Source organism: Pseudomonas gingeri (genome assembly GCF_013385425.1).
Classification (GTDB): Bacteria; Pseudomonadota; Gammaproteobacteria; order Pseudomonadales; family Pseudomonadaceae; genus Aquipseudomonas; species Aquipseudomonas gingeri_D.
The window spans coordinates 76,522-97,378 of the sequence record NZ_JACAQA010000001.1; the positions used below are offsets into that span (position 1 = coordinate 76,522).

The window sequence follows — 20,857 nt, forward strand, 5'->3', positions numbered from 1 at the left end:
GCGTCAACCTCAGAGACTGAAGCGCGCCACCAAGCGATGCATATCCGCCGCCAGTCGCGACAGTTCGGTACTCGCCACCGAGGTCTGCTGGGCGCCGGTGGCGCTGTGCACGGACAGATCGCGAATGCTCGTCAGGTTGCGGTCCACGGTGCGTGCCACTTCAGCCTGCTCCTCGGAGCCGGCGGCGATGCGCAGGTTCATCTCGTTGATCTGGTTGATCGCCGTGGAGATTTCCGTCAGCGCGGCGCCCGCTTCGTGGGCGATGCGCAGGGTGTCCTGGGCTTCCTGGCAACTGTCCTGCATGGCGCCGGTGACCTGCTCGGTGCCCTGGCGAATGCGCTCGATGATCTGCGAGATTTCCCCGGTCGACTGTTGGGTGCGCCCGGCCAGCGCGCGCACCTCGTCGGCCACCACCGCAAAGCCACGGCCCTGCTCGCCGGCCCGGGCGGCCTCGATGGCGGCGTTGAGGGCCAGCAGGTTGGTCTGCTCGGCGATGGTGCGGATCACTTCCAGAACCTGGCTGATGTCCTGGGACTGCGCCGCCAGTTGCTGGACGTCACCGCTGGTGCTTTGCACGGTGGCGCTGAGTTTTTCGATGGCGGCGACAGTGTGCATCACCCGGTCCGAGCCGACATTGCTCGACTGGCCGGATGAGCGCGCCGCGTCCGAGGCCGTAGCGGCATTGCGGGCCACGGCGTCGACGGCGACGGTCATCTGGTTCACCGCCGTGGCGGCCTGTTCGATTTCCTGGTTCTGGCGTTGCAGGCCGCGACTGGATTCGCCGGTCACGCTGCTCATCTGTTCGGCGGCCGACGCCAGTTGCGTGGACGAATCGCCGATCAGGCGGATGGTTTCGCGCAGGTTGTCCTGCATGGTCCTGGCCGATTTCAGCAAGGTCGAGAACTCATCCTGGCCCTCGATCACGATCTCGCTGCGCAGGTCGCCACGGGCAATGGTGTCGTTGATCGTCAGCGCGTATTTCAGCGGTTCGACGATGCTGCGGGTGAAGAAAAACGCCAGGGCCAGAGTGGCGAGGGCGGCGACGATGATCAGCGCGACTATGACGTTGAAGCTGTTGTGGTAGGTCTGGTCGGAGTCCCGACCGGACTGCCTGGCGCCGTCGATATTCAACTGCACCAACTGGTCGATCGCTTGCTGCATCTGTTTGTTCAGGGGGATCTGCTCGTCGAGCAGGGCGGCGGCTTCGGCGTACTGGCCTTTCTGGCTGAAGTCGATGCAGCTGTCGGCCAAGCGCGTCAGGCGCTGGATACCGTCGCTGACCACCTTGAACAGTTGGCGTTCCTGGTCGCTACTGATGTAGGCGCTGTAACTCTGCAGTTGAGTGAGCAGATCGGCGCGCAGGGTGCGGATGTTCTGCACGGTAGCGTCATGGCTGGGGGCGTTGGTCTGGGCGATCAGTCGACGGCTTTCCAGCAGCAGCTTCAGGCCCGTGGCATTGACCCGGTCGGCGGCGATAACGCCCGACATGGAGTGCTCTTCCAGTTGCGCGGCCAGACCACGAATCGACTTCATGTTCGACAGGGAGAACAAGCCGAGGATGACCAGCAGCAAGGTGATGGCAGCGAAGCTCAGGGCGGAGCGCACAGGGATCTTGAGGTTCCTCAACAGCATGACGAACGGCTCCTGGATAGGGTCGATGAGGGAAGGGGGCTGGAAGCGGGGTGGGTTCTTTCCGAATGTCGCGATACTGGCATAGTAATGTTACCGCCCACAGAATGTGATGATTGAATTAACTAATCAGGCTGATAGCTTTCCGGTCGGGGGAGTGGCCCGGTGCCGGAAGCAGGCTCCTGCAGGCACCAGATTGGCGCAACGGTTGCACCGGACTCGCGCCTGGGCGCTATCAAACGGCGACACCCGTATCGTCCAAATACGCCTCGGCAGGATTTCGAACCTCAAAAGGGATCGAAAAGTTCTTGCCCGCAAAATAAGCGTCTACGCTGATCGAACACTTCAATGAACAATTTTATTCATTGGATGTATCCATTTTAGAGCCTTCAGTCGCACCAATCGAAAAGTCTCCAAGCAGTACAGCCCCTTCAAGACCCGATCTACGAGCGTCCATCAGACGACTCATGGTTTTTCTGGCGCGTATTTTGCTGATGTGTGTTTATCAGGCTTGCGGTTGTGGCCAATCTTGCATGCATCTGTATTCAAAATAACGCCAATCAGAATGCGAAAAATCATGGGAGTCACCCCGATGTCTATCGATGCAAATCAGGTCCCGGTGGTCGTCATCACCGGCGCGCACGCCCAGCTCTACAACCAGGACCTGGCGCCCACGGCGCCGGAGGGGCGAACCTGGGGGACATTCAGCCTGTTCTCGATGTGGATGTCCGACGTTCACTCGGTCGGCGGTTATACCTTTGCCGCGAGCCTGTTCTTTCTCGGGCTGACGGGCTGGCAGGTGCTGCTCTCGATGATCGTCGGGATCACCATCGTCTACTTCCTGATGAACCTGATCGGCAGGCCGTCGCAAAAGTACGGCATTCCGTTTCCGGTGGTCGCGCGCATGTCTTTCGGCGTCCGCGGCGCCAATCTCGCCGCGGTCGTGCGGGGAATCGTCGGTATCGTCTGGTATGGGGTACAGACCTATTTCGCCTCCAAGGCGGTGCAGGTGCTGGTGATCGCGATGCTGCCCTCGGCGGCGGAGTTCACCCATAACAGCCTGCTGGGGCTGTCCACGCTGGGCTGGATCAGCTTCGCCTTCATGTGGTTTTTCCAGCTGGTGATCTTCCTGGCCGGGATGGAAACGATCCGCAAATTTATCGATTTCTGCGGCCCGGTGGTCTACGTGGTGATGTTCGCGCTGGCCGGCTGGATGATCTCCAAGACCGGCCTGGACAGCTTCTCGATGCAGTTCTCCGACAAGCACTTCACGGGCCTGGAGTCGATCGGCCTGATGGCCAGTGCCGCGATGCTGATCGTCGCCTACTTCGCCGCGCTGCTGCTGAACTTCGGCGACTTTTCCCGTTTCGCCAAGAGCGAAGCGGTGATGAAAAAGGGCAACTTCTGGGGCCTGCCGGTGAACTTCATCGTTTTTGCGATCATCACGGTGATTGTCACGGGCGGTTCGATGAAGGTCTTCGGCGAGGCGATCATGGACCCGGTGCTGATTGTCGAGAAAATCAATAACCCCCTGGTGTCGATCATCGGCGCGCTCACCTTTATCGTCGCCACCATGGGCATCAATATCGTGGCGAACTTTGTCTCGCCGGCCTATGACATCGCCAATCTGGCGCCGCAGAAAATCAACTTCAAGCTGGGCGGCTTGATCACTTCGATCCTGTCGGTGCTGGTCTGCCCATGGCTGTTTGTCTCGAGTCCCCAGGCGATCACGATATTCGTCAGTATCTTCGGTGCCGTGCTGGGGCCGATGTTCGGCATCATGGTCGCCGACTACTATCGGGTGAAACGCCAGGTCATCAAGCTGGAGGATTTGTACACGCTGTCGCCCGAGGGTTCGCTGTATTTCGAGAGCGGCTGGAACAGCAAGGCCCTGTTCGCGCTGATCGTTTCGGGAAGCCTGTCGATCGGCCTGGCGCTGCTGGGCGCATTCGGCTTGATTTTCAATGTCGGTGACTGGGGATGGCTGATCGGTGCCGGCAGCGGGGCGATCGTTTATGTGCTGGCCAATCGTAGGGCGGCGGCTGTTTCAGCGCTCGGCGAAACAGTCTAGAGGGGCTGGGTGAAACGACGGGCAGGGTTATCCGTCGTTTCACCCGCGGCCTGTTCCGGCTGGCAGAATCAGGCGAAGACGAAATACTTGCGCACGGTTTCCACGACTTCCCAGGTGCCTTTCATCCCGGGCTCGATCACGAAGATATCGCCGGCGCGCAGGTGGATCGGCGCCAGGCCGTCCGGGGTGATGATGCAGTAACCTTCCTGGAAGTGGCAGTACTCCCACTTCAGGTACTCAACCCGCCATTTGCCCGGGGTGCAGATCCAGGTGCCCATGATCTTGCTGCCGTCTTCGCTGGTGTAGGCGTTGAGGTTGACGGTGTGCGGGTCGCCCGCCAGTTTTTCCCATTTGCAGGCATCGAGGACCGGCAACGGGTGGGTGTCGCGCAGAACGGTGATCGGTGGATTGGACATGCTGGGCTCCGGGCGCAGGTTCTTGAGGAAGCCTGCACCCTAGCGGTCGTCGGCACCGGGCAGTTGTCCAGGTTCGACATCGACCTGCCCATGAGCGCATAACGCATCGAGCAAGGCGCGGGCATAACCCGGCAGGTGTTCGAACGAGCGGGCGCACAGCAGCAGCTTGCGTCGGGCCCAGGGCTCGGGCAACGGGCGGCTGACAAAGGCCGTCGCACCCGGCCAACGATCCAGGGTTGCCTGGGGCACGATGCCGGGACCCGCACCGCGCGCGACCATGCGCAACACCCCGTCAAAGCCGTCGGCCCGTACCCGCAGTTGCAGGCGCATTCCCAGGTGCAAGGCCTGTTCTTCCAGGTAGGCGGCGAGGGCGCTGCCGGCGGGCAGACCGACCTGTTCGTGGCGCAAGGTATCGCTGAAGCGCAGGTGCGATTGTTCCGCCAAGGCGTGGCCGAGGGGAATCGCCACCACCAGCGGATCATCGCAAAAGGGTCGGGTCTGCAAGTCCCGGGTATCCACCGCGTCGGAGACGATGCCGATCTCCGCCGCGCCCTGGCTGATGGCGTGGACAATTCGCAGGCTGGGCAACTCCTGCAGGTCGAGGTCGATATGCGGGTGGTTGCGCAGAAAGTCCGCGAGCCGTTCCGGCAGGTATTCGCTGATCGCGGCGCTGTTGCCCAGCAGGCGGACCTGGCCTTTCACGCCGTGGGCGTATTCGGCGAGGTCCTGGCGCAGGCGTTCGGCCTGTTGCAGCATCAGCCGGGCATGCTGGGCCAATGCCTTGCCGGCGGGTGTGGGGGTGACGCCACGGCGGCCACGCTGGAAGAACGGCGTACCAAGGGAGGTTTCCAGAGCCCGTATCCGTGCACTGGCGGCCGGCAGCGACAGGTGGCTGCGCGCCGCCCCGGCGGTGATATTGCCGGCGTCGAGGATATTCAGGTACAGCCTAAGGTCGATCAGGTCGAAGTGCATGCTCAGCCTCTCTCTTTGCAAGAGGCTAGCTCAATGCATGACAGATTTTCAAACTCGCCGCCCGGGTCCAGTCTGTCGGCATGAATACATTCCTCGAGTTTTACCAAAGCCTGGGCCTGGCCCTTTCCCTGCTGGTGCTGGGCACCTTTCTGCTGGCGGGCATGGTCAAGGGGGTGATCGGCCTCGGGCTGCCGACGGTTGCCATGGGCCTGCTTGGCCTGGCTATGGCCCCGACGCAGGCTGCGGCGCTGTTGATCCTTCCCGCGACCCTGACCAATGTCTGGCAACTGGCGGCGGGTGGGCACCTGTCGACCCTGCTCAAACGGCTCTGGCCGATGTTGCTGGCGATCTTCCTCGGCACCGGCGCCGGCACGTGGTGGCTGGGTGGGGTGGAGGGTGGCCATGGGATGGTGCGGGGATTGGGCGCCGCCTTGCTGTTGTATGCCTTGAGTGGCCTGTTTCTGCCGACGCTACGGGTGGGGGCGCGGACGGAACGCTGGTTGGGTCCGGCCTGTGGGCTGGTCACGGGCATCATCACCTCGGCCACCGGTGTGTTCGTGATTCCCGCCGTGCCTTACCTGCAAGCGCTGGGCTTGAACAAGGATGAGCTGGTGCAGGCGCTGGGCCTGTCGTTCACTGTCTCGACCCTGGCGCTGGCCCTCGGTCTGTTCTGGCGTGGGGCGCTGGGAGAGGGGGCCCTGGGGGCCTCATTGCTGGTGTTGCTCCCCGCGATCCTCGGCATGCTGTTCGGGCAGTGGTTGCGCCAACGTGTCAGCGCCGCGCTGTTCAAACGAGTATTTTTTGTCGGGCTGGGCCTGCTGGGTGGGCATCTGCTGATCGGCGGTTGATGGCTTGAAGTGATCGTGGGGATAGGTCGCGGCCAGAGCCGCGGCGTCTTGTGCCGAATACAGGTTGCTGATCTCGGCCCATGCATACGGATCGGTCTTGAGTGTGCCGTGTTTGAGCGCCGACAGCTTCAGGATGGATTGCATTTATCGCTCTCTCAATTTTCTGAAACTACGCCTCAGTGAGCGCAGCGGCGCTGTGACTCTGAAGCTGTTGGATGCTTGCAGTCTCGTGACCTTCGCTTCGCTGAGCGCTAGTTGTTCGGTCAGCAGGAAGATCTGTCGCTGTCGTGCATTGAGTTCGATATTCAGAAAGTCGAGCGTAGGTGCTGGAATTTCTGTCGGTGCCGAGGGCTGGTTATCGTCATGTTCAAGCAAGGTAGGCAGGTTTTGCCAGAAGCGGTTGAGGGCGCTGAGAGTCGAGGTCTTGCCTTGGGCGATGATCTTCGCGACCCGGTCCCGATAGACGGCCAGCTCCACCTTTGCGGCGCTTAACGACGCCGATGGCCGGGTTTTGCCAAGTCGTGAAGTAAACCATTGCACCGTCAGTTCTTCGGCTGGCGGCAGGGCATGCATCTGCCCCCATCTCGGCCAGTGCCGTGTACTTGCCGGGGCTCAGATCCTCCGTCGAAAACACCGGCACGCCGAATACCAGGGCACTGATGGACAGGTGATGGCTGCGCTCAATTCCAGCAGGGCGGCAATCCGGCCCTGTTGTCGGTGTAATGAGTAGGACTTTTCTCTGAGTTGATGGGGCCATCCCAATTTTTGTAGTGTAATTCTTGTGTGGCTGAGAATAATTGATGATTGGGGTTTCTGAAGTAATGAATTATCCCTGGGGGCAAAACAGTCCTTCTTGAAGAAGAGAGTGGCGGGGAATAGGCTGGTTTGTGTCGGGATATTGGTATCAATAGGCATTTAAGTGTCGAAGTTAGTTCAGGGAAGTTTATCTGGAGAGCGGCACTGGCAATGTAATAATTGTGTTTGGATTAATACATTTCAGACAAAATAACGCAGCCGCTGAATAGGGCGATTGTCGAGCGAGTTTTCCATGAGGAACACAGGTGAAAGCCAGATCCGATGAATTGCAGATCTTTGTGTGTGTCATCGAGTGCGGCTCGATTTCCGCCGCAGCCGAACAGGTTGGCCAGACGCCATCGGCGGTCAGCCGGAGCCTGTCGCGGCTCGAGGCCAAGTTGGAGACCACCTTGATCAACCGCACCACGCGGCGCATGGACCTGACCGAGGAGGGCAAGTTTTTCTTCGAGCGAGCCAAGCAGATCCTGGAGCAGATGGATGAGCTGGAGGAGCGCCTGTCCTTGCGTCAGCGCAGGCCGGCCGGGCGCCTGCGGATCAATGCCGCTTCGCCCTTCATGTTGCATGCGGTGGTGCCCTATATCGCGGAGTTTCGCCGCCTGTATCCGGATATCCAGTTGGAGCTCAACAGCAACGACCTGATCATCGACCTGCTGGAGCAAAGTACCGATATCGCCATTCGTATCGGCAACCTGGCGGATTCGACCCTGCACGCGCGTTCCCTGGGCAGCAGCCCGCTGAATATCCTCGCCAGCCCCGCGTATCTGGAAAAGCATGGGCTGCCAGCCAGCGTCAGCGAGTTGTCCGGGCATACATTGCTCGGGTTTACCCAGACCGAAAGCCTGAACCACTGGCCTTTGCGGCATGCCCAGGGTGATCGCTGGCAGATCCAGCCTGGCATCAGCGCGTCCAGCGGCGAGACGTTGCGCCAGTTGGCCCTGGAAGGGCAGGGCATTGTCTGCCTGTCGCATTTCATGACCCATCAGGACATCCAGGCCGGGCGCCTGCGGGTGATTCTGCCCGAGGCCAACAGCGGCTATCGCCAGCCGATTCACGCGGTGTACTACCGAAACTCGCAGCTGGCGTTACGGATTCAGTGCTTCCTCGATTTCATCCAGGACAAGCTGGCGGGGTATGCCGTGTAGGTGTCGGCATGGGGGGGGCGGATCTGATGCTTTCAGATCATTCGTGACGCCTGCGCAAGAGTGAATTGGGTCGCATAGGCTTATTCGGCACGGATAAGTCTTCGATACTGGGTCCATCACTGACCCACGCACGGAGTTTCTCCATGAACGTTTTCATTACCGGCGCCGCCGGCTTTATCGGCGGCTCCATCGCCACTGGCCTGGTCAAGGCCGGTCATCAGGTCACGGGCCTTGTGCGCAGCGCCGAGCAGGCTGAAGAAATGCGGCGCCTGGGCATCACCCCTGTCATCGGTACCCTGGATGACAGCCTATTGCTCGCTGAACAGGCACGCCAGGCCGACGCGGTGATCAACGCCGCCAGCAGCGACCATCGGGGGGCGGTGGAAGCCTTGCTCGGCGCCCTGCGCGGCTCCGACAAGGTGTTCCTGCACACCAGCGGTTCGAGCATTGTCGGTGATGCCTCCGGCGGCCTGGCCAGCGACCACATTTACTATGAAGACCAACTGCCCGAACCGACTGTCGACAAGGCCGCGCGCGTGGCCATCGACAACCTGGTCCTGGGCGCGGCCGCCTTCGGCGTGCGCTCGGCGGTGCTCTGCAACACGCTGATCTACGGCCACAGCCGGGGCGTGAACCGCGACAGCGTGCAGTTGCCGCGACTGCTCAAGCAGGCGCGCAAGAGTGGCGTGGTGCGCCATGTCGGCACGGGCCGGAACATCTGGTCCAACGTGCATATCGATGATGTGGTGGCGCTGTATCTGTTGGCACTGACCAAGACCCCGGCGGGCGCCTTCTACTTCGTGGAAAGCGGTGAGGCCGCGTTTATCGAGATGACCACCGCCATGGCCCGGGCCCTGAACCTGGGCGAGCCGCAGGACTGGCCGCTGGCTGACGCCGAGGCCGAGTGGGGTTATGAAATGGCCAACTATGGCCTGGGTTCCAACAGCCGGGTACGCGGCAAGAAAGCCCGGGAACTGCTGGGCTGGGCACCCAAGCGTACGTCGGTGATCGAGTGGATTCTCAACGAGATGGTGTAACGCAGCAGCGGGTTGATCGTTCCCGGACCTGGGGGCGATCAGCCCGGCCAGGTGCTCTGATCTGTGCGCTTGCCTGTGCGTCCCGGAGGCTTTAAGACGTGGTTTTTGCGAGCCACTTCGCGCTTTTTATGATGATGGCACCTGGCTATTAAAGAATCTGCTTTCGAGGCCGAAGCGCTTTGATCCAGGTAGCCAGGAAGACCCGTCATGAGTTTCGGTAAAACCACTCCCGTCCTGCATATCGATGACGAGGGCAGGGCGTTGGCGTTCTACATCGACTTCCTCGGATTCTGCGTCGATTGGCAGCACCGTTTCGAGCCCGGGTTTCCGTTGTACCTGCAAGTATCCCGGGGTGACTGCGTGCTGCACCTGAGTGAGCACAAGGGCGACGCCACGCCGGGAGCGGCGCTGCGTATTGAAACCGACGAGCTGGAAGCGTTCAGGGCGCAGTTGCTGGACAGGGCCGGCGGCGATGTACCGCCAGAGATTCAGGCCATGCCCTGGGGCAGCCTGGACATGACGCTACGTGATCCGTTCGGCAATCGGCTGGTGTTTACCAACGCGATTTGCGCCTGACGACGTCCAGCCGGGCTGAAGGCGGTCATCTGTGGGCGCGGAGCTTGCCGGGACGCCGGACCGCCGCGAAGAGGCCCATGAAGCCGGCCAAAGCTTCGTGGATGCGCGAGATGGAAGGCAGTGCTGTTTTCTTCGACCTGATTGGCGCCACGGATTCCCTTCCGTGGGCTTGGCGAGACTGGGGTTATCAGACTCGGAAGTGGCTGACCATCGCCTGCAACTGACTACCCAACCGGGCCAGTTCGACGCTGGACGCCGCGGTTTCGTCGCTGGCGGCGGCGGTCTGTTCGGACACGTCACGGACATTGACGATACTGCGGCTGATCTCTTCGGCCACCGCACTCTGCTGCTCGGCTGCCGCGGCGATCTGCTGGTTCATCGACTGGATGTTCGACACCGTGCGGGTGATGTTTTCCAGTGAGGTGCCGGCCTTGCGGGTCAGGGCCACGCTGCTGTCGGTCAGGGTGCGGCTGTTGTTCATCACATTGGCCACTTGCTGGGTGCCGTTCTGCAAGGCGGCCACCAGGCCTTCGATCTCCTCGGTGGACTTCTGGGTGCGCTGGGCCAGGCCACGTACCTCGTCGGCGACCACGGCAAAACCGCGTCCGGCTTCACCTGCCCGTGCTGCCTCGATGGCGGCATTGAGTGCCAGCAGGTTGGTCTGTTCGGCCACGGCCTTGATCACGTCCATGACGGCACCGATCTTGTCGCTTTCCTTCTGCAGCACGCTCATGGCTTCGGTCGAACGCACCACTTCGGTGGCCAGGCGTTCGATCTGGGCAATGGCTTCGCCGACCACCTTGTCTCCTTCACGGGCTTCACCGTCCGCGGCCGCGGCGGCCTGGGAGGCCTGTTCGGCATTGCGCGCGACCTCCTGAACGGTGGCGGTCATTTCGTGCATGGCAGTGGCGACCTGGTCGGTTTCGATCTTCTGGCTGTTGACCCCGGCGCTGGTCTGTTCGGTGACCGCCGAGAGTTCCTCGGCGGCGCTGGCGATCTGGGTGACGCCATCGCGGATACCGCTGATCAGGTCACGCAGGGTGCTGCCCATGCGCTGGATGCCTTGTTGCAACACGCCCAACTCGTCACGGCGGGTCACCACCAGGTTGTGGGTCAGGTCGCCGGCGGCAATGCGTTCGACCACGCCGAGGGTCTCGCGAATCGGGCGGGTGATCTGTCGGGTGATGACCACGGCGGCGAGAATCCCCACCAGCAACGCCAGCAGCGTACTGCCCAGTTGGAAGGTACGGGCCTGGGCGCTTTCGCTGTCACGCCGGTCCAGCTGGATCTGATACAGCGCTTCGCTGCGCGTGACGATGTCGGTGCCCTGGTCGGTCATTTCCTTGCGGGCCTGCACGGCGGCGGCGTTGGCGGACTTGTAGGCCTGCAACGCGGTGCGGTAGTTGCCCAGGGCCGTCTCGAGCTGGGTCACGGAGCCTTGTTCGGCGCTGCTGAAGGCTTGCTCCAGGTCCTTGAGCCCGGCGATCGCTTCGCTCAGTTGATTGAAGGCTTTCTGCTCGGTGTCCGGGTTGCTGTTGGCGGCGTAACCGCGCACTTCATAGCGGGTGAGCTGGAACTGTTCCTTGGCCCGGGTGATGGCCTGGAAGCGTTCGAAGCGGCCTTCCTCGCCAGGTTGCATGCGCAGCACCTGATCGTTGATGGCGGTGATCAGCTTGCTGACGGTATCGGCGTTGTCGCCCATGGTCTGGCGGGCGCCGTTACCGGTGCGATAGGCATCGCGCATCTTGTTCAGCGATTGCTGGTATTGCGTGATGAGGTCCGCCTGCTCCTTGAGCAGCTTGAGGTTTTCCGGGCTCTTGAAACTGCCGATCAGCTTCTGCTGTTGATCGATGAACGCTTGCAGGTTGACCTGGACGTTCTGGGCGGCGGTTTCGTCGCCGTTGGTCAGCATGTATTGCAGGCGCGCCACGCGCAGTTTGGTCAGCGAGGCGTTGAGCTGGGTGATGTCGCTCATCCAGTTGCTGCGGTCGATCAGCCCACCCAGGCTGTTCCAGCCGGTCAGGGCCAGGATGGTGGTCAGAAGCAGTACCAAGCCGAAACCCAGGCCAAGTTTCAGGTTGACGCTGATATTGCCAAACCAGCTATTCATCGAATTCCTCCAGGAACGTTGTGTTGCATGCTATCGGGTGGCTGGAAGGTGTTGTTTTTGGAGCCAGCTGAATTTGTTGGTAGAGCTTTTATCGGCGGTAACACAAATAGCTGAACGATATTTTGTCATACAGCATGTTTCTGCGTTGTGAGGACGAGGATAGCTTTGTTTGTCGTTTGCCTGTTCGTGAAGTCGATTTCAGGCAAAAAAAACCGGCGCTCCGAAGGCGCCGGTTCTTTACTGCTCGATCATGCAAGGCAATTTATTGGCCGTAGAAATTATACAGACGCTTGCCGCCGATGGTGATGGTGCTCAGGACCTTGATCGGCGCTGGCGGCGTCGGCACGTTCAGCCCCTGGTCGACGATGACCACGTTGTTCGGCGAGGCTGTGAGAAAGGCTGTCAACTCGGCTTCGGTCATCAGCACTTGCTGCTGGCGCTGGGTATAGAACACGGTGGAGGCCAGTCGCTCCTCCGGTTGGAACAGGGCGACCTGTTTGCCGTGAGCCTGCAGTTCGATGACCTGGTCGGTCAGCGGTTTGAAGGAGTTCTTGAGGTCGGAGCGCGACTCCAGCGACGCCACTACCAGGTAGCCGACGACCACCAGTGCCATCAGCCCCATCGCCAGCGGACGATGATGTTTCACCAGCTTGGCGCTGAAGGGGGAGGTGGCCGAGCGCCGACGCAGCCATTCGAGAATCACCAGCGAGTATTCGGCGGCGATGATGGCGGCGGCTGGGGCCATGGACATCAGGTAGACCATGCGCTTGCTGGAAGCCAGGGTCAGCAGGGTGAACTGGGCCAGGATCCAGACGGTCGCGAACAACAGGTGACGATTGGCTACCAGGCGCTTGCGCAGGTTCCACAGGCCCAGGTACACCAGCAGGTTCCAGGGCAGGAAGGATTCCGGCAGCTTGGCCAGGTAGTAGTAGAACGGCTCGTAGTGCCCGGCGGCGGTGAAGGATCCGCTGAAGCGGCCGACACTGTTGGCCCACAGCACTTCACCGACGGCTTGCATGCCGCCGCGCTGGTAGAGCAGCACCAGCCAGATCAGCAGGGGAATCAGCCCTAGCGCGGTGAACAGCGCCGGGCGCAGCCAGTCGCCGAAGCTGAAGCGTCTGTCGATCAGGCTTTGGCTCACCAGGTAGACGAAAATCACGATACCCGGCAGGGCGAGGCCCAGTACGCCCTTGCTCAGGGTCGAGATCACGATGCCCAGGGCGAAGACACACCACGCCGCCAGGGTCGGCTTGCCTTGTGTGCGTTGCTCGGTGGCGCGGAAGAAGGCCAGCAGGGCCAGGGTCACCCCGAGGCTGAGTAGTGCGTCTTCGCCGACCTGGCGTGCGTTGCCCAGGTAGCTGGCCATGGTGGCGAGCATGGCGGCGGCGGTCCAGGCCAGCACGCTCGGACGCCCGATCTTGCGCAGGAATGCAAACAGCGCGAGCACCGTGAACAGGCCGGCGAAGGCCGAGGCCAGGCGCACGGCCAGAGGCGTGCCGCCAAACAACTGGATGGCGCCGGCATCGAGCCAGAGGCTCAACGGTGGTTTTTCCAGGAAGGGCTCGCCCAGCAGGTGCGGGGTGACCCAATCCCGGGTCAGGTGCATTTCCATCGCGATCCCGGCTACCCGGGATTCGGTGGAGCCTTGCAGCTCATGGTTACCCAGTCCGAAAAAGAACAGTAGGCCGCTCATCAAGAGCAGGATCAGGAAGGGGCGTGTCATTCGCATAGTGATACCGAATAGAGAGGAAGCGGGCCGCAAGGCAATCTGTTGATTGAAAAAGTATACGGGGCGATTTCTCAACATATTGTGAAGAGCGGTCGCCTCAGGGTATGTCTGAATGTTTCAGTCACCCAAGGCTTCACCTTCGCGGCGAGGGTCGGCGCCACCGGCCCATGACGACAGACCCTTGGCATCACGCACGCGCATGATCGCCTGGGTGCCGCTGGTCATGTCCATCTCGCTGACGACGTGGCCCTTGTCCTGCAGTGCCTTCACCAATTGCGGCGAGAACAGGCCCTGCTCCAGTTCGGTGGGGCCGTTGCGGCTGCCGAAGTTGGGCAGGTTGATGGCCGACTGTGGGTCGAGTTTCCAGTCCAGCAGGCCGGCCAGGGTCTTGGAAACGTACTCGATGATCTGTGAGCCGCCGGGCGAGCCGACGGTGCCGAGGAACTCGCCGCTCTTGCGGTCGAACACCAGGGTCGGCGCCATCGACGAGCGTGGACGCTTGCCCGCTTCGACACGGTTGGCCACCGGCTTGCCGTCTTCGCTGGGCACGAAGGAAAAGTCGGTCAACTGGTTGTTGAGGATAAAACCCTCGACCATCAGGTGCGAGCCGAACGAGCTTTCCACCGTGGTGGTCATCGACACGGCGCCGCCCTGGTCGTCCACGGCGACGATCTGCGAGGTGGAAATGCGCATCGGCGAGCGGTCCGGCGCCAGGGCCACCTGGATGCCGGCCGGTACCCCGGGCTCGGCCTTGCCCAGGCTGCGTTCGCCGATCAGGCGCGCGCGGCTGGCGAGGTAGCCGGGGTCGATCAAGCCGGCAACCGGGACCGGGATGAAATCGCTGTCGGCGACATACAGGCCACGGTCGGCGTAGGCCAGGCGATCGGCTTCGGCGATCAGGTGCACGGCCTGCGGGCTCGGTTCGAGACCGGCGGGACTTGAGCTTTTCAGCGGGCCGAGTGCGGCCAGGGCCTGGCGTTTGTCCTGCGCTTCCAGGGCCTGCAAGGTGCCGAAGATCTGCGCGATGGCGATGCCGCCGGAGGACGGTGGCGGCATGCCGCAGAGCTGCCATTGTTTGTAGTCGGAGCACACCGGTGCGCGCTCCTTGGCTTGATAGCCTTGCAGGTCGGCCAGCGAGAGCGTTCCGGGGTTGGCGCTGCCATTGACCGCCGCGACGATCTCCTCGGCGATGGCACCCTTGTAGAGTGCGTCGGTGCCTTCGTTGGCGATGCGTTTGAGCACGGCGGCCAGCTTCGGATTCTTCAGCGTCGTGCCGACGGCTTTCGGGCTGCCGTCGGCGTTGAGGAAGTAGGCGGCCATGGCGGGCGAGTGGGGCAGGAAGGGACTGGCGACGATCTGCTTGTGCAGGCGTGGCGAAATCGGGAAGCCCTGTTCGGCCAGGCGGATGGCCGGCGCGAAGAGCTTCGCCCAGGGCAGGCGGCCCTGGGTGCGATGGGCCAGTTCGAGGGCGCGCATCACCCCGGGTGTACCGACCGAACGTCCGCCGATCTGTGCCTGGGTGAAGGCCATCGGTGTGCCGTCAGGGTTGAGGAAGAGTTTCTCGGTGGCGCCTGCCGGTGCGGTTTCACGTCCGTCGTAGGCATGCACCTTTTTGCCGTCCCAGACCATGATGAAGGCACCGCCGCCGATGCCGGTGGCTTGCGGTTCCACCAGGGTCAGTACGGCTTGCATGGCTATCGCCGCATCCACGGCGGAGCCGCCCTGGCGCAGGATCTCGCGCCCGGCTTCGGCCGCCAGGGGGTTGGCTGCCGCGGCCATGTGCCGGGTCGCGTGTTGCGTGAGCATGCCGGTGCGATAGCCCGTGCCGATTTCCGGCGCGTCGGGCAGGGTGGTGTCGGCGGAGGCAAACGGTGCGTTGCAGACGGTGAGCGCGAGGCTGATGGTCAGGGCGCAAAGGGAGAAACGACGTGATGGAAAACGTGAGTGCACTGTGTAGGCTCCTGCCTTGGACTTGCTCGGCACTATAGTCCGGGCGTGGCGGCGGGAACAATCGTTGAGCTGGCGGGGCCAGGAGCGGGAAGGCTGATGAGCCGCTAGCTCATGGATGGAAATATCAAGTTTACATATTGCCCGTGACAGGCAATCAGTCTGGCAGGTAAATATCTCGATCTACCTGCCTGCATGCGTCGCATGGGAGTGTGTACTTGAACCGACCAGAAAAAGTGGCGACCCGCGTGTCCGATGCTCGGGCAGATGACCGCTTCGACGAAGTGCTTGCACTGATTAACAGTGCAAGGCAGCAAGCCGTGCAAGCGGTGAATACCCAGCTGATCGAGTTGTATTGGCAGGTGGGTGCTTATATCAGCCATAAGCTGGAACAGGCCGAGTGGGGCGATGCAGTGGTCAGCCAGTTGGCCGAGCATCTGGCTCGGACGCAACCTGGGCTACGCGGATTTACTCGATCGAATTTGTTCCGCATGCGCCAGTTCTATGAGATTTATCGTGTAGAAGAAAAAGTCGCGCCGCTGGCGCGACAATTATCCTGGTCACATAATCTGATCATCTTCAGCCAGAGCAAATACCCGGAAGAACGAGAGTTTTATCTGCGTATGGCGGTTCAGGAGAAGTGGTCGAAACGTGAGTTGGAGCGCCAATTCAAGGCGGCGTTGTTCGAGCGTAACGTGACCCAACCGGCAAAAGCTTCGGCAGTGCTGAGACAATCTCACCCCGATGCGCTGGAGGTATTTCGTGATGCCTATATGGTTGAGTTTCTCGGCCTCTCCGGCAGCCATGCCGAGGTCGATCTGCATCAGGGATTGCTGGCGCGCCTTAAAGATTTCCTCATCGAGTTGGGCCGCGACTTCTGCTTTATCGGCTCCGAATACCCGCTGCAAGTCGGTGGGCGTGACTTCGCCCTGGATCTGTTGTTCTTTCACCGTGGGCTCAACTGCCTGGTGGCCATTGAGCTCAAGGTCGGCCGTTTCGAGCCTGAGTATCTGGGTAAGCTGGACTTCTATCTGGAAGCGCTGGATCGCAATGAACGAAAACCCCACGAGAACCCAGCTATCGGTGTATTGCTCTGTGCCAGCAAGGACGATGAGGTGGTCGAGTACGCGCTTAACCGCAGCCTGTCGCCAGCCTTGATTGCCGAATACCAGACCCGCTTGCCGGACAAACAGTTGCTACAGGCCAAGCTGCATGAGTTCTATGCACTCAATACGTCGTCATAAAGGCGTACTCAAAACGCCCGGATCCAGCGCACTTTCGTCGAGGCCTGGACCGCCCCGCCTCCGCTTCCCGTGGTGGGTTGGGTGGTGACGGTCTGGTCGGCGGTGACGCTCGACACGTCGATGGCGATGCCGCCCTGGGAAATAGTGGTTGGGCTGGTGCCATTGTTACCGGTGGACAGCGCGCCTTTGATATTGGTGGTGGCCCCCGAGGTGCTGACCAGGCCGCCGAGGATGACGTTGCCGTACAGGGTCCAGCCGCTGGTGCTCAGTCCGCTGTTGGCTTCAATGGCGATGTTGCCGATGGGCAGGCCGCTATGGACAACGTTGGACGAGTCGGTCCAGGTGGCGAGGGTACCCGCCGTCTTGTTGCACAGGTTGGTCGGGTAGAACGAGCCGGTGCACAGGTTCGAGTAGCCGGAGAAGTTCGGCGAATACAAGGGCACCGAGCTGTTGCTGGTCAGGGTGACGCTGCCGGTGGTGAGCACGGTGTTGGTGAGTCGGCTCAGGCTCTGTACGCCGTCGAGGGTGACGTTGCCCTGGAACCAGAGCACACCCGGTGGCAGGGTCTTGATGCCGGTGAAGGTCCAGCCGTTGGTGGGGGTCGCGCTATTGCCGCAACTGTTGTTGCCATAGTTGCAGGTCAGGAAGTTGGCGCCCAGCAGGGTGCGCATATCGGTGGTCGCCAGGTTGTAGGGCCCCGTCGACACCGCCGTGCCTGCGGCGGTATTGACGTTCTGGATCTTCAGCATCGGCGTGTTCCCGGAAAAGTAGAACACGTAGTTGGCTTGGCTTTGCAGGGGGGTGACATCGATCGTGGTGGCGGTGATGTTGCAGTACGGCACACCGGGCAGGCCGGGCGAGGCGGTGGCGACGTTCTGCGTCAGGTTCGCCAGCGGGGCACCGGTGTAGGCCGTGCCATTCTGGTTGAGCAGCGTGCCCGTGATCTGGCTGGCGGTGGTGAACGATGGCGTGTTGTTTTGCGTCACACTCAAATTGCCGCCGCCCTGGAACTGGCCCACCGTCGCGGTGAGGATCGAGACGTTGTTGTTGGCCTTGAGCAGGTTGTAGGTGGCACTGTAGCCGGTCAAAGCGAGGGTGTTGCCCCAGAGGCTGCCGACGGTGCCGGTGAGGAAATTGACGCCGCCGCCGTACACCGCGTTGTAGGTCAGCGAGATGCTGGTGGGCAGGGTGCTGGTCCCGGAAATCAACAGCGCGCCGGCCGTGGTGGTGATGACCCCGCCGGATTGAGTGACCTTGGTCAGATCCAGGGTATAGACCGTGCCGTCGGTGAGGGTGATCAGGGCGGTCCCGGTGTTGGCGGCGGTGATGGAGTTGTCGGCGTTTTTTATACCGCCAACCAGGGCGGTGCCGATCGTCGATCCGGCCGACACCACGTTGGCCGTGAAAGCCCCGGCGCTGATCGCCGCGTAGCTGCCGCCGGACTGGGTGATGTTGATGGTTTTGGCGGCCACGGTCAGGTTGACCGGCGGGCTGCTGGAACTCATGGAAAAAGTGCCCTCTGTGCTGAGGCTCGCGTTGTTCGCGATGCCGCCACCACTGAGGTTGATGCCACCCTTGGCGCAGCCGGAAACATAGGCCGTCGAACCGTTGGAAATGGTCAGCACACCGGTCACGGCGATGTTTGCCAGGGTGCTGCCGTTGGTGATCGACAGGCTGCCGCCGGTGTAGTTGAAGTTGCCATTGAACTGCAGTGCCGGCGGCAGGTTGCCGCTGGGAGGCGAGCTCGCGGCACTGGCCGGCGTCAGCACGTAGACCACTTGCACGGTGTTGGTCGCCAGGGTGTTGGTGGCGGTGATGGTGGCGGTGACCAGCGTGCTGCCACCGCTGGCGACCTTGGAAATGATCTGCGCAGTGAGCCCGCTGGCGCTGATGGTCACGGGGCCTGGGGTCACATTGGCCAGGGTGCTGTCCAGCAGCAATTGTGCCTGCAAGTACAGGCGCACCCATTCCACTCCACTCCAGACCCGGGATTCCGCCGGCGAGGTGGCGTGTGCCGCCAGTTGTTGCTGCTGGGCGCCGCGTATGCCGTACATCATCCCCAGGGCGGTCACGGTCAGGGCCATGCCGACGAACAGGATCATCAGCGTTGCGGCCATGCCGCGTTGAGCGGCGCGCGGCGATTGGGAAAACGATCGGGCTGGCATCGGGGGCTCGGTCAGGAAGAGGGTTTTTCGAAATTGATCAGGCACGCCGTCGCCTTGCTTTGGACGTAGGCGGGCTGTGGGTTGGTGCTATTGGGGTCCAGTGTGCTGTTGTTGGCGCTCAGGGTGATTTGCAGGCGATAGGCGGTATTGGTGGTGTCGGTGTTACGGCCGTAAGGCCAGCAGGTGGCGAAGCCGACCGAGAACGGCGTGGTGCCCTGGCCGGCGGCGATCAGTGTGGTGCTGGTCCAGGTCGCGCTGCCCCATTGCGCCGAGGCCTGGGTACAAGTGGCCCCGCTATTGATGCTGATCAGGGCGCCGTTGCTGACCAGCAGCCCGGCACAACTGGCTACGGCCGCTGAGCTGGTCTGATAGGACCAGACAATCGCGTTGCCGGTGGTGCCGTTCGGCGCGGCGCTGGTCAGGGTCGGGAAATTGGCCTGGGCGGTGGCGGTGCCGGTCAGGGTGCCATTGGTCAGGGTGGCGCCGGACAGCAGCACGAAATTGTTGTCGATATCGGAGGTGGCGCGCGCGGTGGCGCTGCCGCTCCAGAACCCACCATTCATCAGTTCACGCTGGGCTGTCAGCAGGCCCGAGGCGACCTGGCCATCCTGGCTGGCGCTCTGGAGCGATGTCACGGTGCTATAGACCAGGTTTTTATACAGCGAGAGCATGGCCAGGATACTGAGCAGGGAAATGACCGTGCCGACCATCAGGCTGATCATCGTGAAGCCACGCTGCGCACGGATCATGGCTCGTCTCCGACGCGAATGATGCCGCCAAAAATACTGGTGTCCTGAGAGCGGGTGGTCAGCACCACCGAGCTTTGTGGTGCTCCGCCGGTGAGGATGCTGGTGCTGCCGCTGGTGCTGACGGTGACCGCCGGGGCTGCAGTGCAGGTCGCCGTGATCTGCTGGGTCGTGGTCTGGGTGGGGAGGGACACGACGAGCAGGGCGGCGTTGGTCGTGCACAACAGCGCGCCATTCTGCTCCAGCAGGCTGCGCATCTGGCTGACCACGATATTTTCCAGTTTCATGTCGCGCTGGCTCACCGCCGCCCTCGACGCGACATAGGTGATCCCCAGGCCGATGATTGCCATCAGCAGGATGCCGACCAGTGCCTCGATCAGGATATCGCCGCGTTGTGGCTTCGCAGCCGATCTATATGAGCGGGACATTGACTGCAATCTCGCTGCCTGCCGTGACTTGAATGGTACCGGTGGTGCATGAGCCGCTGCTGACCGCGAAACCGCGGTTGCTGAAGGCGACGCAGGCCAGGTTGACGTTTGCGACCTGGAGAACGGCGGCCGTCGGAAGCGGGGTACTCCAGAGGATCTGTGTGGTCACGGTACAGTCGATGGTCTGCCCGGGCGTGAGGCTCAATAACTTGAGACTCTGGCCAGAGACGCACAGCACGGCGGCGGGGGCGGTGTCCTGCACGGCGCCCTGGTTGCGCAGGGCAATCGACTTGGCGCGGCTGAGCCCTTGTTTCAAGAGGCCGGCGGCATCGCGCTGATAAGCACTGTTGGTCCACGACTGAGTCAAGGGCACCCCCACTACCAGCAAAAGCGCGAACAGGGTAATCGTGATCATCAACTCGATCAGGGTGAAGCCACGGCTGTTCATTACAGCCAGCTATTATACGGGCTACAGGAGGAGATGTTGCGGTTATTACTCTGGTCCAGGGTCAGGACGCAGCCACTGACAGTGGCGCCGGTACCCGTGGCGGTCACGGTGTAGGTCGTGGCGGTGGAACTGAAGGAATAGCTGAAATTGCTGGTCTGGCTGGGTAGCCAGCCAGACGTCGGGCTGGTGCAGGTCAATGGGCCGCCGAGCAGCACGCATTGGATTTGGGTGACACCGCTGGCGCTCGAAGCCGGGTACACCAATTGTTTCTGGTAATAGTTTTCCAGGTTGAGGCTCAATGCGACCAGATCCGCCTCGGCTGACTTGAGGTTGCTCTTGGTGATGTAGCTGTTATAGGCCGGAAGGGCGATGGCGGCGAGGATCGCGACAATAGCGACTGTGATCATCATTTCGATCAGGGTAAAACCTGATTGTGTTCTGGCGTTGTTCATAGGCACTTCATCGGCAATTTTATTGGCGTTTACCCGGTGACCGACTGGTCACGCGTCATTATGACATCATTGAATGACGGT

18 protein-coding genes and 1 pseudogene are annotated in these 20,857 nt (G+C 61.8%); 6 read left to right on the plus strand and 13 right to left on the minus strand.

Annotated features, from left to right (window positions below):
- Positions 1-9: 9 nt before the first annotated feature.
- Complete coding sequence (locus HX830_RS00315; RefSeq protein WP_256350355.1) at positions 10-1,632, minus strand: methyl-accepting chemotaxis protein; 1,623 nt, start codon at positions 1,630-1,632, stop codon at positions 10-12.
- Positions 1,633-2,221: 589 nt separating this feature from the next.
- Between HX830_RS00315 and HX830_RS00320 the strand changes: the two genes are divergently transcribed.
- Entirely contained in the window at positions 2,222-3,700 is a 1,479-nt protein-coding gene (locus HX830_RS00320; RefSeq protein ID WP_177098592.1) for an NCS1 family nucleobase:cation symporter-1, read from the plus strand.
- Positions 3,701-3,768: 68 nt separating this feature from the next.
- Here HX830_RS00320 and HX830_RS00325 read toward each other — a convergent pair whose 3' ends face one another.
- Together HX830_RS00325 and HX830_RS00330 are read right to left on the minus strand one after the other, a co-directional pair.
- The gene (locus HX830_RS00325) at positions 3,769-4,116 is read right to left on the minus strand and encodes a cupin domain-containing protein (RefSeq protein ID WP_103496138.1); all 348 of its coding nucleotides are present in this window, start codon (positions 4,114-4,116) and stop codon (positions 3,769-3,771) included.
- Between the two features lie 39 nt (positions 4,117-4,155).
- Positions 4,156-5,088: a LysR family transcriptional regulator gene (locus tag HX830_RS00330; RefSeq protein WP_177098593.1), complete on the minus strand. Its 933-nt coding sequence runs from the start codon at positions 5,086-5,088 to the stop codon at positions 4,156-4,158.
- A gap of 80 nt (positions 5,089-5,168) precedes the next feature.
- Between HX830_RS00330 and HX830_RS00335 the strand changes: the two genes are divergently transcribed.
- On the plus strand, positions 5,169-5,936 hold the full coding sequence (locus tag HX830_RS00335; RefSeq protein ID WP_177098594.1) for a sulfite exporter TauE/SafE family protein: 768 nt from the start codon (positions 5,169-5,171) through the stop codon (positions 5,934-5,936).
- 144 nt (positions 5,937-6,080) lie between these two features.
- Here HX830_RS00335 and HX830_RS00340 read toward each other — a convergent pair whose 3' ends face one another.
- Positions 6,081-6,509 (minus strand): hypothetical protein, encoded by a 429-nt coding sequence (locus tag HX830_RS00340; RefSeq protein WP_103496141.1) that lies wholly within the window; start codon positions 6,507-6,509, stop codon positions 6,081-6,083.
- Positions 6,510-6,997: 488 nt separating this feature from the next.
- On the opposite strand from HX830_RS00340, the gene HX830_RS00345 reads away from it, so the two are divergent.
- The 3 genes from HX830_RS00345 (at position 6,998) to HX830_RS00355 (ending at position 9,507) form a co-directional block, all read left to right on the plus strand.
- Positions 6,998-7,894, plus strand: coding sequence for a LysR substrate-binding domain-containing protein (locus HX830_RS00345; RefSeq protein WP_177098595.1), 897 nt, complete (start codon positions 6,998-7,000; stop codon positions 7,892-7,894).
- 143 nt (positions 7,895-8,037) lie between these two features.
- On the plus strand, positions 8,038-8,931 hold the full coding sequence (locus HX830_RS00350; RefSeq protein WP_152737659.1) for an NAD-dependent epimerase/dehydratase family protein: 894 nt from the start codon (positions 8,038-8,040) through the stop codon (positions 8,929-8,931).
- Positions 8,932-9,138: 207 nt separating this feature from the next.
- Positions 9,139-9,507: a glyoxalase superfamily protein gene (locus HX830_RS00355; protein ID WP_152737658.1), complete on the plus strand. Its 369-nt coding sequence runs from the start codon at positions 9,139-9,141 to the stop codon at positions 9,505-9,507.
- Between the two features lie 187 nt (positions 9,508-9,694).
- On the opposite strand, the gene HX830_RS32345 is transcribed toward HX830_RS00355, so the two are convergent.
- The 4 genes and pseudogenes from HX830_RS32345 to ggt form a co-directional block, all read right to left on the minus strand.
- Positions 9,695-10,558: a methyl-accepting chemotaxis protein gene (locus HX830_RS32345; protein WP_370868263.1), complete on the minus strand. Its 864-nt coding sequence runs from the start codon at positions 10,556-10,558 to the stop codon at positions 9,695-9,697.
- Positions 10,550-11,617, minus strand: a pseudogene (locus tag HX830_RS32350) (methyl-accepting chemotaxis protein); the annotation flags it as partial. The gene HX830_RS32345 and the pseudogene HX830_RS32350, both read right to left, overlap by 9 nt.
- Positions 11,618-11,879: 262 nt before the next feature.
- Positions 11,880-13,346 carry an ArnT family glycosyltransferase gene (locus HX830_RS00365; protein WP_152737657.1) on the minus strand — a complete coding sequence of 489 codons (1,467 nt, stop codon included), beginning with the start codon at positions 13,344-13,346 and terminating at the stop codon, positions 11,880-11,882.
- Positions 13,347-13,463: 117 nt separating this feature from the next.
- Positions 13,464-15,296, minus strand: coding sequence for a gamma-glutamyltransferase (gene ggt, locus HX830_RS00370; protein WP_177098596.1), 1,833 nt, complete (start codon positions 15,294-15,296; stop codon positions 13,464-13,466).
- Positions 15,297-15,529: 233 nt separating this feature from the next.
- Between ggt and HX830_RS00375 the strand changes: the two genes are divergently transcribed.
- Positions 15,530-16,537, plus strand: a complete 1,008-nt coding sequence (locus HX830_RS00375; protein ID WP_177098620.1) for a PDDEXK nuclease domain-containing protein — start codon at positions 15,530-15,532, stop codon at positions 16,535-16,537.
- Positions 16,538-16,545: 8 nt separating this feature from the next.
- Here HX830_RS00375 and HX830_RS00380 read toward each other — a convergent pair whose 3' ends face one another.
- Genes HX830_RS00380 through HX830_RS00400 form a run of 5 tightly spaced genes read right to left on the minus strand, consistent with a single transcriptional unit; the run spans position 16,546 to position 20,776 of the window.
- Positions 16,546-18,702 (minus strand): beta strand repeat-containing protein, encoded by a 2,157-nt coding sequence (locus HX830_RS00380; RefSeq protein WP_177098597.1) that lies wholly within the window; start codon positions 18,700-18,702, stop codon positions 16,546-16,548.
- An 11-nt stretch (positions 18,703-18,713) separates the two neighbouring features.
- On the minus strand, positions 18,714-19,451 hold the full coding sequence (locus HX830_RS00385; RefSeq protein WP_177098598.1) for a PilW family protein: 738 nt from the start codon (positions 19,449-19,451) through the stop codon (positions 18,714-18,716).
- Positions 19,448-19,876 (minus strand): hypothetical protein, encoded by a 429-nt coding sequence (locus tag HX830_RS00390; protein ID WP_177098599.1) that lies wholly within the window; start codon positions 19,874-19,876, stop codon positions 19,448-19,450. Before HX830_RS00390 ends, HX830_RS00385 begins: the two co-directional genes overlap by 4 nt.
- Positions 19,860-20,324, minus strand: a complete 465-nt coding sequence (locus HX830_RS00395) for a pilus assembly FimT family protein (RefSeq protein ID WP_177098600.1) — start codon at positions 20,322-20,324, stop codon at positions 19,860-19,862. The genes HX830_RS00390 and HX830_RS00395 overlap by 17 nt, the downstream gene beginning before the upstream one ends.
- A complete protein-coding gene (locus HX830_RS00400) occupies positions 20,324-20,776 on the minus strand; it encodes a type IV pilin protein (RefSeq protein ID WP_177098601.1) in 453 nt (150 codons plus the stop codon). The genes HX830_RS00395 and HX830_RS00400 overlap by 1 nt, the downstream gene beginning before the upstream one ends.
- Between the last annotated feature and the right edge of the window lie 81 nt (positions 20,777-20,857).